Below are 11,736 nucleotides of genomic sequence, written 5' to 3'. Positions count from 1 at the left end.
CGGACGTTTCAATACGCCTCATCGTCAATCACGAATTTTCAACCCGAAGGAGCTTGCCATGCATAACCTGATCGAAGCGCCCCTGGCCCTGCTGGCCGGCGTACTCACCATCGCCTCGCCCTGCGTCCTGCCGATCCTGCCGATCGTGCTGGGCACCGCGCTGAACGCGTCCGACGACACTGCCGTCAGCCGCGTGCGTCCTCTGTTCATCGTCGGCGGTTTCGTGCTGACCTTCGCCGCCTTCGGCATGTTGCTGGCGGGCTTCTCGCAATCGGTCGAGATTGCGCACGACACCTTGCGCAACGTCGGCATCGCAGTATTGGGCCTGGCCGGCCTGACGATGCTGTGGCGCACGCCGTATGAATGGCTGATGGCGCGCCTGAGCGGCCCGTTCGACCGCATCGGTGCGGCGACCGGAAACGGTTCCGGCAACCTCGGCGGCTTCGTGCTCGGCATGTCGCTGGGCGCGGTGTGGACGCCGTGCGCCGGCCCGGTGCTGGCTTCCATCCTCGTGCTGGTCGCCCAGGCGCAGGACATCGGCTGGTCCGCCTCGCTGCTGTTGCTGTATGCGCTCGGTGCCGGCATCCCGATGCTGATCATCGCCTACGGCGGCCGCTTCATCACCTCACGCGTACGTGCCGTGGCGCGCCATGCACGCCGCCTGCAGCAGGTATTCGGCGCACTGATCGTGGCAACCGCCATCGCCATTTACTTCCAGTACGACGTGCTGTTCTACGCATGGATTTCCAACTTCATCCCTACCCTGAAAGGACTGTAATCATGAAAACCTTCATCAAAACCATGTTCGCCACTGCCTTGCTGTCTTCCGCCGTCGCCCAGGCTTCACCGTTCTCGTTCCTGTCGGCGCCGAGCACGCCGCAGGTCGCACCGGAATTCACCGGCATCGAGAAATGGCTGAACAGCGAACCGCTGTCGATGCAGAAGTTGCGCGGCAAGGTCGTCCTCGTCGACTTCTGGACCTATACCTGCATCAACTGCGTGCGCACGCTGCCGTACGTGAAGAACTGGTACGACAAGTACAAGGATCAGGGTCTGGTCGTGGTGGGCGTGCATACGCCGGAATACCGGTTCGAACGCTCGACGGAAAAGGTGACGACTGCACTGAAGCGCTTCGACATCCGCTATCCGGTTGCGCAGGACAACGACTACGCGACATGGAATGCCTACAACAACCGCTACTGGCCGGCGATGTATCTGGTCGACAAGCAGGGCCGCATCGTCTACACGCATTTCGGCGAAGGCAACTACGCGGAAACCGAAGCGAAGATTCGCTCGCTGCTGGCGCAGCCGGAATCACCGTCGGAATCACAGTTGAAACCACAACCGAAATCACAGCCGCAATCACAGCTGAAAACACAGACGAAATAAGCGGTGCAACAACCGTCCGCCAGTGAACAGCGTTTCGATTAGAGCGTTTTGTTTCTCAATGTATCGGCGGGAGTAATGGATACACAGGATTACTCCCGCAGCCTTCCAGCGACACAAAGGCGATACATGCGGACGGTTTAATGAACACATCGACGCAGCGATAACGAAAACAAACCCTGAAAACAAACCCGAAACACCCATTTTCTACACACACAAGGAGCACATCATGACCCAGGCAAAAGTTCTCTACACCGGCAAAACCCACACCACCGGCGGCCGCGACGGCAGCGCACGCAGTTCGGACGGCAAGCTGGACATCAAGCTGTCATCGCCCGGCAGCACCGGTGCCGGCACCAATCCGGAACAATTGTTCGCCGCCGGCTGGTCGGCCTGCTTCATCGGCGCGATGGGCCTGGCCGCCGCCAGGCTGAAGGTCGCACTGCCGGTCGATCTGGCTGTCGACACCGAAGTCGATCTGTGCAATGCCGACGGCGCTTACTTCCTGCAGGCACGCCTGAACGTCAGCCTGCCGGGTGTGGCACGCGACGTCGCGCAAACCCTGGTCGATACCGCACACCAGACCTGCCCGTATTCGAAGATGACGCGCAACAACATCGACGTGACCATCACGCTGGCCTGACGGACTGCCGGCCTTTTCCTGCGATGCAGGGAAGCCGGTGCCGCAAAAGCGCGCCCCAAAAAAGAAACGGCATCGCCTCGGCGGTGCCGTTTTTCTTTGCCCGCTTCGCTGGCGCTGCATGGACGGTCCGCACTGCCCGCGTTGTCCGCGCTTGTCCGTTTCTCCGCCCATTTTGGCCGGATTCCCCGGTCCGTTTCCGTTGTTCCGCGCAGAGCCGGCTCCTACACTGGATTCACCCATCAGACAGGAGAAAATCATGCGCACTTCCATCGACGGCATCGTCATCCCCGACAGCAAGCTCGCACGCGAAATCACCGAATTCGTCCGCGATACCGAAACGCCGCTGCTGTTCAACCACTCCAGCCGCGTCTACTATTTCGGCGCGCTGGCCGGCAAGCAGCGCGGCCTCAAATACGATCCGGAACTGCTGTATGCGGGCGCGATGTTCCACGATCTGGGCCTGATGCACGATCACAGCAGCGATCACGACCGCTTCGAAGTCGACGGCGCGAATGCCGCAGCAGACTTCCTGCGCCAGCGCGGCATTTCGGAACATGAAGTGGAAACCGTCTGGACCGCGATCGCGCTGCACACGACACCCGGCATTCCGCAATACATGCGACCAGAAATCGCGCTGGTGACGGCCGGCGTCGAAATGGATGTGCTGGGGCTGACCTATGCGCAGTATCCGGATGCGATCCGCGAAGCCGTGGTGCATGCGCATCCGCGCACGCCGCACTTCAAGGAGGACATCATCCAGGCGTTCTACGACGGTATCAGGCACAAGCCGGACACCACTTTCGGCAACGTGAAGGCCGACGTCATCGCCGACAAGGAGCCGCATTTCCACGCCGGAAACTTCTGCAGCATCATCCGTAATTCGGCGTGGAAAGGTTGACGGTTCTTGAGAATGCAGCCGATCTCCGTCCGCACGAATCGTCGTTGAACGAAGCCGCACACGCATCCTGCACGAATCTGCGGCTTCGTCATCTCGGTACGACGAGCGAATAAATTTTATGCAAATGAAAACGGCGATGCGTGCAACGCCATTGCCGGGCAAGTGTACAAGCGGACACGAACACTGAATCCATTCAAGTTTGTCCAGATTCGGGCGTTATAGGAAATATCCCCCTGATATTTCCTTGCTGACGCCCCCTTCCTGCCTCATGTCCATCCTGCCGTTATCGCGAACCTCGGGACGTTCGATCGGTACGCTGCCACAAGCGGCCGGCTCGTCTTCGACCGCGACGGTGCAGGCAACGGAAAATTCGCCGGCAGTCTCGCAATCCGCCATCGTCTCGCTGCAGGCAGAAAAAGTGCCGGTGCAAACGTATTCCGTGCCACGCACTCCGCAATCCTCATCGCCGATTTGGCAAAAGCAATCGAACGATGCCGCATCGTTACTGATGAAAGGTAATTTCCTGTCCCATTCCCTTGCCAATCGATTCAAGGACTTGGGCAGCACCCTGCTGGACATGGTGAAAGATGGCATCGGCAATTTCTCGCAATCGATCACGCAATCGTCCGATGTCAACGCGGTAACCGATACGCAGACGAATTCGTATCCATGGGCCGACGAACAGCTGACAGTCAGGACAAAAAGCGGCGTGGAAGTAAGGATTTCGCTGAAAAACCAAGGCGATAATCTCGCCGTCAGCATCAAAACCAGCGGCGAACTCAGCGAAGCGGAACGCATCGCGCTCGGCAACTTGTCGGATGCGTTCCAGAAAGCCATCGACGGCCTGAACGCCGCTCCGCCGCGCATCGATCTTGGCGCATTGACGCAATTCGACACGACGGTGCTGTCTTCGGTGGATTTCCATGCCGACATCACGCTCGACCAGAAAGCGCCGCAAGTGCTGGATTTTCATGCCGACGGTACGCAACGCACCTTTAGCCTGGATGGGCCGTCCGGCAAGCTGAACGTCGACGTCGACATGGGAAATTCGGCGATCTGGGGCAATGAAAAACAGCGCAGCGCTTCCATGGCCAACTATCTGCAGCAATTCGATTCGGCAGTCTCGCGCGGCCATGGCGACAAGGCGCTGATGACCATGTTCAAGGACGCCTTCACGCAGATGAACAGCGACTACCCTGCGCCGGCATTGCAGCAACAGATCATCGGCCTGACCGACAGCGATCACGCCATGCTGAGCGGCCTGGCCGATTTCGATGCCTCGATCACACAAGCGGTCGATACGCCGAATCCGAAGCATCTGGACGAACTCGACACGTTTTCCTATCAGGCGTCCCAGAACACGCTCATCACGGATTCAGGTCGATTCGATCGCACCATTTCGCAACAACAGCAATCAAGTTTGGCTTCCAGCTATCACACGTCGCTGATCCCGGACGTTCCGCTGAAATTGACCACGGATAACAAATCCCAGAATTACTACTACACGCAGATCGACGACAAGGCCGACAGCACGACCGAGATCGAATACAGGAAGGGAAGGCTCGCCAAGGCCTTGTCGAGCCAGTCGGCCAGCCAATCCACGCATGTGCAGAAGTTCGAGTTGGGCAAGCTGACGGAAGACACCACCAGACCGTACGAGGCATCGCAGACGCAGGACATCCTGGCCATACTCAAGCCGTTTCTGGAAAACCGGCGAGAAAGACTGCCGCTGGATGAATATCGCTGGCAGCAAACCCTGTCTGACGTGCATGACCAGACACTTCTGAAAGCCGATCCTGCAGATCTGCATGGCAAGACCTACGACAGGGCCCGGAACGTCGATGCAGCATCGGCGCATGCCTAGCGAGAAAGCCAAAGACTGACACGGCTTTTCACTATTTCCGGATATCTTCACTGGAAATTCCCGCACCCGATCCATTCACAACAACGCACAACAACACAGGTGTGGGAAAAGTCATTCCGACAAATTGACTTAACTAGACGCGCATCGCCCGACCATCGCGCATTCGGATGCGTCAGACGGCACCGATGCAGACCGTGCCGCCGTGCTTGAACACATGCGGCACATTCGATCGGGTTGGCACCACGTCTCGCCAGAAGCCGATTTGTCAGCGCATGCCCCCTGAACCGAGGATGATCTCTCCCGTTACCCAGCCGGCATCGTCCGATGCGAGATAGGAGACGATCGGCGCAATATCGCGCACCTGACCGATTCGGCCGAGCGGTGTCTGGCCCTCGTTCCATGTCTGGAACTCAGATCCCATTACCCCGGCAGCGTGGGTGCCTTCGGTTTCGATCAGGCCGGGGTTCACGGCATTGACACGGATGCCGCGTGGGCCGAGTTCGCGCGAGAGCACGACGGTGATGGCGTCAATCGCGCCCTTGGTGCCGGTGTAGATGGCACTCTCGGCCGGATGAATGCGCGTGACGTTGGAACTGATGTTGATGATGCTGGCCCCCTTTCCCAGATGCGGCGCGGCGGCACCTGCGACCAGCAGCGGACCAAGAACGTTGATATCGAACTGCTTGCGATAGAGCGCTTCCGTGGTCTCTTCGATCCTGGCGAACTGATAGATGCCGGAGTTGTTCACCACGATGTCCAGGTGCCCGAAGTGGTCGATGGCGACTTTCACCAGCGATTCGACTTCTTCCTTTCTGGTGACATCCGCGCCCACCGCCACGGCACTTCCGCCAGCAGCTTCAATGTCGGCGACCACCTTGTCCGCGCCACTCTTGCTCGAGGCGTAATTGACGACAACCTTCGCGCCCTCGGCCGCGAGCCGGCGGGCAATGCCAGCACCGATACCTTTGGAGGCGCCCGTCACGATGGCAACCTTGTCTTTCAGCTTGTTCATGTCTTGATATCCCGGATGAGGCTGGCATGGAACGCGCCAGCACGGTTAAAAGCGCAATGGTGGTCCGTACGCCGTTGTATGGGAACTGCCATTAATGTATATTCGATGTACATTTTTGAACGGCACTTACAACATGGAATGGAGCGACGTCCGGATATTTCTGGCGGTGGTGCGCAGCAGATCTTTCGGCGAGGCCGCCCGGACTTTGGGTGTGAGCCATCCCACGGTAGGTCGCCGCATAAAAACGCTCGAAGATAAGGCCGGGCAGGCGCTCTTCCGCAGGACCAAGGATGGCCTGGTTCTGACAGACGCCGGGGATACGCTGTTGACCCTGGCTGAATCCATGGAAAATTCCGCGCTGGCCATTGAAAGGCGTCTGACGGGTAACCATGAACGCCTCGAAGGCATCCTGCGGATATCTTCCGCAGAGTGGTTTGCTGGCTATGTTCTGGCTCCCGTCCTGGCCGAATTGACGCGCCGCCATCCGGCCGTCGTGCCGGAGGTGATCGCCAGCTACCGATTACTCAATCTCTCGCGTCGCGAAGCCGATGTGGCCTTTCGCATCGTTCCTTTCAGCGAACCGGACATCGTGCAACGCCGCCTGATGAGCATTCCCTACGGTCTCTATGGCTCATCCGAAACCGCACGCGCAATGCGAGACGATCCGGATTCGGTGGGGCTGATTCTCATGAATACGGCACAGTCCCATTTCCCCGATGTTGCCTGGCTGATCGACAGGTTCCCGCTGTCGCGGCGGGTCTTCACAAGCACGAGCCGCGCCGTTCAAGCACAGATGTGCCTGCACGGCATGGGCATCGCAGTACTGCCAAGGCCGCTTGGCGATGCGGTTTCCGGATTGCAGCGCATCGAGACGCCGGATCAACCTCCAGACAGGGATATCTGGGTGGGCTATCACCATGATCTGCGGCATATGGATCGTCTGCGAGCGATGCTGGATATCGCCGATACGATGCTGTCGAATTCCGCGGTTGCGGCGCATTAAGCCGGGCTTTTTACTTCCGGTTCGCGCGAGTCGCCGTACTTCACCGTCTTGATGCTTGTTGTTGAGGCCACTTATCGTCGCTGCTCGGCGGTCGCACTGAAGGCTGAAGTCGTATGAATGCCATGTAGCGTTCCGTGATGTTGGAACACTGCATAAGGTAGAAACCTATACACAACGGGTGAAATTCTCGAAAATTCCCACTGACTTTCCACCAGATCCCGCTTTAGCGCCTTTCGAAGGCGAACGGATTTTGCAAGTCGCGGTTTGAGGAGATTTGGTCGGGGTGAGAGGATTCGAACCTCCGGCCTCTACGTCCCGAACGTAGCGCTCTACCGGGCTAAGCTACACCCCGACTGGTGCGACAGACGTTTCATTGCGCCGGGAAGCGCCGCCAATCGCGGAAGGACGCCATTGTAAATCAGGATGGGCTTGGCGAGCAATCCCCGAACACCCCGATCTTTACTGGCCGAGGGGCGAAAAACGACCTGTGCTGCGGCACATCCTGTAAGCTAACGGCCACCATGACTCCCGCCCTCGCAGCCTGATCGCATCCATGCCGAGCTTCCTGCTGACTGCCGCCCGTTACCTGCAACGCCTGTTCCGTTTTTCCGAGGTGCACCTGATGCTGGTGTACGCCGTGATCGTCGGCGTGCTGGGCGCCTTGTCGACGATCGCGTTTCGCGACGGACTGGCAATCGTGCAGCATCTGCTGGTCGGCCGCAGCGGCTCCTTTGTCGAAATGGCGCGCACGCTACCGTGGGAATTCCGCGTGCTGCTACCGACCGCCGGCGGCGTGATCGCCGGCACTTTCCTCGTGCTGGCAAACCGCTACACGGCAGGACTCAAATCCGATTACATGGAAGCGGTGGCCGTCGGCGATGGCCACGTCTCGGTACGGCAGACGCTGCTGCGCAGCCTGTCTTCGTTTTCCTCCATCGTCACCGGCGGCTCGATCGGCCGTGAGGGCGCGATGGTGCAGCTGGCGGCGATGTGTGCGTCGGTAGTCGGGCGCGGCGTGCGCTTCGAACAATCGCGGTTGCGCCTGCTGGTGGCTTGCGGTGCCGCGGCCGGCCTGGCTTCCGCCTACAACGCGCCGATCGCCGGTGCCTTCTTCGTGACGGAAATCGTGCTCGGCTCGATCGCCATGTCCAGCTTCGGCCCGGTACTGGTGGCTGCCGTGGTGGCGAACATCACGATGCGCGAATTCCCCGGCTACCAGCCGGCCTACCAGATGCCGGCCTTCCACGACATCGCCGGCGTCGAAGTGCTGCTGTTCATCGGACTGGGACTGGTGGCCGGCATCGCCGCGCCGCAATTCCTGCGCGTTCTCGACGCGACCAAGACGCTGTTCCGGAAAAGCCGCCTGCCGCTGCCGGTACGCCTCGGCGTCGGCGGCCTGCTGGTCGGCATCCTGTCGGTCTGGGTGCCGCAGGTCTGGGGCAACGGCTACAGCGTCGTCAACTCGCTGCTGCACGACCAGTGGCTGTGGACCGCCGTGCTGACGGTGCTGGTTTTCAAGCTGGTGGCAACTGCGGTGACGACCGGTTCCGGCGCGGTCGGCGGCGTTTTCACGCCGACGCTGTTCATGGGCGCGGCACTCGGCCTGCTGTTCGGCCAGGCGATGCAGGCGCTGTGGCCGGAAGCGGTATCGGCGCCGTTCACCTACGCGATCGTCGGCATGGGCGCTTTTCTCGCCGGTGCCACTGGCGCGCCGCTGATGGCGATCCTGATGATCTTCGAGATGACGCTCAGCTATCAGGTGATGCTGCCGCTGATGCTGTCCTGCGTGATGGCTTACTTCATCTCGCGCAGTTTCGACGGCTCTTCGATGTACGAGATCACGATCCGCCGCAATCGCGAGGAACAGGAACGACTGCGCCTGCGCCGCACGCAGATGCGCGAACTGATCCGCCCGGCGGAAACGGTGCTGCCGTTGACCGCAACACTGGAAGAACTGACGCAGACCTTCATCAGGCATTCGGTCAAATACGTTTATATCGTCGACGAACACCACCGCCTGCAAGGCCAGGTCGCGCTGCAGGATCTGACGTCGGTGCTGACCGGCGATCCGTCCGAACAGAAGAAGACGGCCGCCGACTACCTGCGCCGCGACTTCCTGCCTGTCATCACGCCGGAAATGTCGCTGAGCGAAGCCTTGCAGCGCTTCCTGACGCACCAGGGTGAACGCTTGCCGATCGTGCAAAGCAGCACCGATCCCGTACTGCTGGGCGCGATCTACAAAACCTCATTGCTGGACGCTTACTATCGGCTAAGCTGAAGCAGGCGATCCGCGCCCGGCGGTCGTTTCCCAGCTGTTTGGGATCTGTCCGGAAGCCTGTTGCCGTCCTTTTTTATCCTTTGCCGGCACCGCCCGTGCAGCTCAGGCGGATGGCCGAAATTCCTAATTAAAAGACGATGCCGTAAAATCACGTCTTTAAGTCAGCATTTAATGCAGAAATTACGGAGTTTTATCGATGCCAATAGTCGACCTTGCACGCCCTGCCACGCCCATCCCGGCCACGAATCGTCTCGCCTTCGCGGCACCCGCCCTGCTCAGGTCCTGCATCAACCGACTGCTTTCTCCGTATTTCCTACTTCGCTTCGCCACCTTGTTCCTGCTGCTGGCGCTTGCCCACGGCGCCTTTGCCGCACCGGCACAAACTGCACCTCCCGCCACCGATAAGGATTCGGCCGCTTCCTACGCAGCGCTGGCAGACCTGCTGGAAAACGAAACGACCCGCAAACGGCTGATCGACGAATTGCGCACGCTGGCCGAGCCGGCGAAAACGCAGCAGGCGACCGCCGACGTCAAACCCGCACCGAAGCCAACGGAATCCTCGATAGAGGAAGAACCTTTCCTGTTCTCGCGCGGCATTGCCAACGGCATCGAACACTTCATCACCGGCCTCGGTGCCGATCTGTCGGAAGCAGCGACCGTCTTCCGCTCGCTCGGCGAGGATGACGATACGGCTGTGCTGAACCGCAGCAAATGGCGCGATGCGTTGCTGAATTTCGCCATCGTGGTCATCGCGACGATGATCGCCTTCTTTGTATTCCGGCGACTTGCCGGCCGCTTCTTTGCACGCAGCAACGACTGGATCACCGCGACAGGCAACGAATCGGACAGCAAACCGGGAACAGGCAGGCTTGCGCAATCCGGGCTGTACCGCAAGACGATCGCCATCGTTGCTGCGATGGTGGCGGATGCCGGTGCAATCCTGCTGGCAGGTGCGGCCGGTTATGCAACGGCATTGTTCGCCGTCGGCAACAAGGAGCACATCGATACGCTGGCCTCGCTGTTCATCAACACGTTCGTCGCCGTCGAGATCGCCAAAGCCCTCGTGCGCGGCGTATTCGCACCGCGCTACAAACGGTTGCGCCTGTTCGAAATGGACGACGACGTCGCCGTCTTCTGGGGACACTGGCTGGAACGGCTGGTCGGTCTGACCGGCTACGGCATCCTGGTCGGCGTACCGCTGGCAAAGTCAGTGCTGTCGCCGACCATCGGCCACATACTGGGCGTGCTGATCATCCTCGGCGTCTATCTGTATGCCGTGCGCGTGATCTGGCACAACCGCCATGCGGTGCGCGAGCGGATGGAACGCTACGCCGATGGCCTGTCCGCCGCCTTTTTCTCGACGCTGACGCGCATGCTGGCGCGCATCTGGCACATACCCGCCATCGCCTATTTCACGGCGCTGCTGGTGGTCAGCCAGATCGCACCGAACGATGCGCTGCCGTTCATGGCAGAAGCGACGCTGCAGACGCTGGCGGCCATCGGCATCGGCCTGCTGGCTTCGGCCATCGTTACAGCCGCACTGTCGCGCCGCATCGTGCTGTCGCATCATTTGCGCGAACGGCTGCCGCTGCTGGAGCCTCGCATCAATGCCTATGTGCCGCCCGCACTCAAAGGTTTCCATGTGCTGACGATGCTGGTCGTGGCACTGGTCGTGCTCGATGCCTGGCATGCATTCAACCTGGCGAACTGGATCGCTTCGGACAACGGCCGTTCCGTGATCCTGGCGGTCGTCCATGTCGCCATCATCCTGCTGATCGCCACCGTGGTATGGACCACGGTGGCCAGCATCATCGAACATCGCCTCAGCCCGACGCCCGGCCAGGGCCAGCCCAGCGAGCGGGAAAAGACATTGCTGGCGTTGTTCCGCAACGCGGCGCTGATTGCCATCGTCACGCTGACGATCCTGGTGGTGCTGTCGCAGATCGGCATCGATATTGCGCCGCTGATCGCCGGTGCCGGCGTGGCGGGTCTGGCGATCGGTTTCGGTGCACAGAAGCTGGTGCAGGACGTCATCACCGGCGTCTTCATCCAGCTGGAAAACGGCATGAACCAGAACGACGTGGTCGAAGTCGCCGGCATCTTCGGCACGGTCGAGAAGATCACGATCCGCTCGGTCGGCATCCGCACGCTGGACGGCGGTTTCCACATGATCCCGTTCTCGTCGGTGGACAAGGTATCCAACCATACGCGCGACTTCTCCTACCACTACGGCGAATATGCAGTACCGTATCGCGAGAACGTGGACGAAGCGATGACGCAGCTGCGCAATGCCTTTGCCGAACTGATGCAGGATGCCGAGATGGAGAAAGCCGTGATGGCCGACATCGAGATCCCCGGCGTGACTTCGCTGCACGAACGCGGCTACAACATCCGCGTGCTGATCAAGACGCTGCCCGGCATGCAATGGCCGGTGCAGCGCGCGTTCAACCGTCTCGTCAAGAAACACTTCGACGCGGCCGGCATCGCACTGCCGTATCCGCACACGGTGCTGCGCTTCGGCGACGACAACGATACGCTGCCTGCCTTCCCGTTGCGTAGCGCACCCGAAAACGGCGCCTGACAGGTCGCGCATGGCCGGATGTTGCCCGTCCTGCCATGCGCCGCTACACTCGATGCATTCTCCTCCGCAGA

General features: G+C 60.3%; 9 protein-coding genes and 1 tRNA gene. 8 read left to right on the top strand and 2 right to left on the bottom strand.

Features of this window, described 5'->3' with window-relative positions:
• The first annotated feature begins 58 nt into the window (after positions 1-58).
• The 5 genes from IEV40_RS05710 (at position 59) to IEV40_RS05690 (ending at position 4,791) form a co-directional block, all read left to right on the top strand.
• Entirely contained in the window at positions 59-778 is a 720-nt protein-coding gene (locus IEV40_RS05710) for a cytochrome c biogenesis CcdA family protein (protein WP_188420054.1), read from the top strand.
• Between the two features lie 2 nt (positions 779-780).
• On the top strand, positions 781-1,389 hold the full coding sequence (locus IEV40_RS05705) for a thioredoxin family protein (protein ID WP_188420053.1): 609 nt from the start codon (positions 781-783) through the stop codon (positions 1,387-1,389).
• Positions 1,390-1,615: 226 nt separating this feature from the next.
• Positions 1,616-2,029, top strand: coding sequence for an organic hydroperoxide resistance protein (locus IEV40_RS05700; protein ID WP_188420052.1), 414 nt, complete (start codon positions 1,616-1,618; stop codon positions 2,027-2,029).
• A gap of 256 nt (positions 2,030-2,285) precedes the next feature.
• Complete coding sequence (locus tag IEV40_RS05695) at positions 2,286-2,927, top strand: HD domain-containing protein (protein ID WP_188420051.1); 642 nt, start codon at positions 2,286-2,288, stop codon at positions 2,925-2,927.
• Positions 2,928-3,171: 244 nt separating this feature from the next.
• Positions 3,172-4,791 carry a hypothetical protein gene (locus tag IEV40_RS05690; RefSeq protein WP_188420050.1) on the top strand — a complete coding sequence of 540 codons (1,620 nt, stop codon included), beginning with the start codon at positions 3,172-3,174 and terminating at the stop codon, positions 4,789-4,791.
• Between the two features lie 265 nt (positions 4,792-5,056).
• Here IEV40_RS05690 and IEV40_RS05685 read toward each other — a convergent pair whose 3' ends face one another.
• The gene (locus tag IEV40_RS05685) at positions 5,057-5,803 is read right to left on the bottom strand and encodes a glucose 1-dehydrogenase (protein ID WP_188420049.1); all 747 of its coding nucleotides are present in this window, start codon (positions 5,801-5,803) and stop codon (positions 5,057-5,059) included.
• A gap of 133 nt (positions 5,804-5,936) precedes the next feature.
• On the opposite strand from IEV40_RS05685, the gene IEV40_RS05680 reads away from it, so the two are divergent.
• Complete coding sequence (locus IEV40_RS05680; RefSeq protein ID WP_188420048.1) at positions 5,937-6,806, top strand: LysR family transcriptional regulator; 870 nt, start codon at positions 5,937-5,939, stop codon at positions 6,804-6,806.
• A 275-nt stretch (positions 6,807-7,081) separates the two neighbouring features.
• On the opposite strand, the gene IEV40_RS05675 is transcribed toward IEV40_RS05680, so the two are convergent.
• Positions 7,082-7,158, bottom strand: a tRNA-Pro gene (locus tag IEV40_RS05675).
• A gap of 201 nt (positions 7,159-7,359) precedes the next feature.
• Between IEV40_RS05675 and IEV40_RS05670 the strand changes: the two genes are divergently transcribed.
• Entirely contained in the window at positions 7,360-9,084 is a 1,725-nt protein-coding gene (locus IEV40_RS05670; RefSeq protein ID WP_188420047.1) for a ClcB-like voltage-gated chloride channel protein, read from the top strand.
• 196 nt (positions 9,085-9,280) lie between these two features.
• On the top strand, positions 9,281-11,665 hold the full coding sequence (locus tag IEV40_RS05665; protein WP_188420046.1) for a mechanosensitive ion channel domain-containing protein: 2,385 nt from the start codon (positions 9,281-9,283) through the stop codon (positions 11,663-11,665).
• Positions 11,666-11,736 lie beyond the last annotated feature (71 nt).

It is taken from the genome of Oxalicibacterium solurbis (assembly GCF_014635845.1).
GTDB classification, from domain to species: domain Bacteria; phylum Pseudomonadota; class Gammaproteobacteria; order Burkholderiales; family Burkholderiaceae_D; genus Oxalicibacterium; species Oxalicibacterium solurbis.
This window is presented reverse-complemented; position numbering and strand designations above follow the sequence as displayed.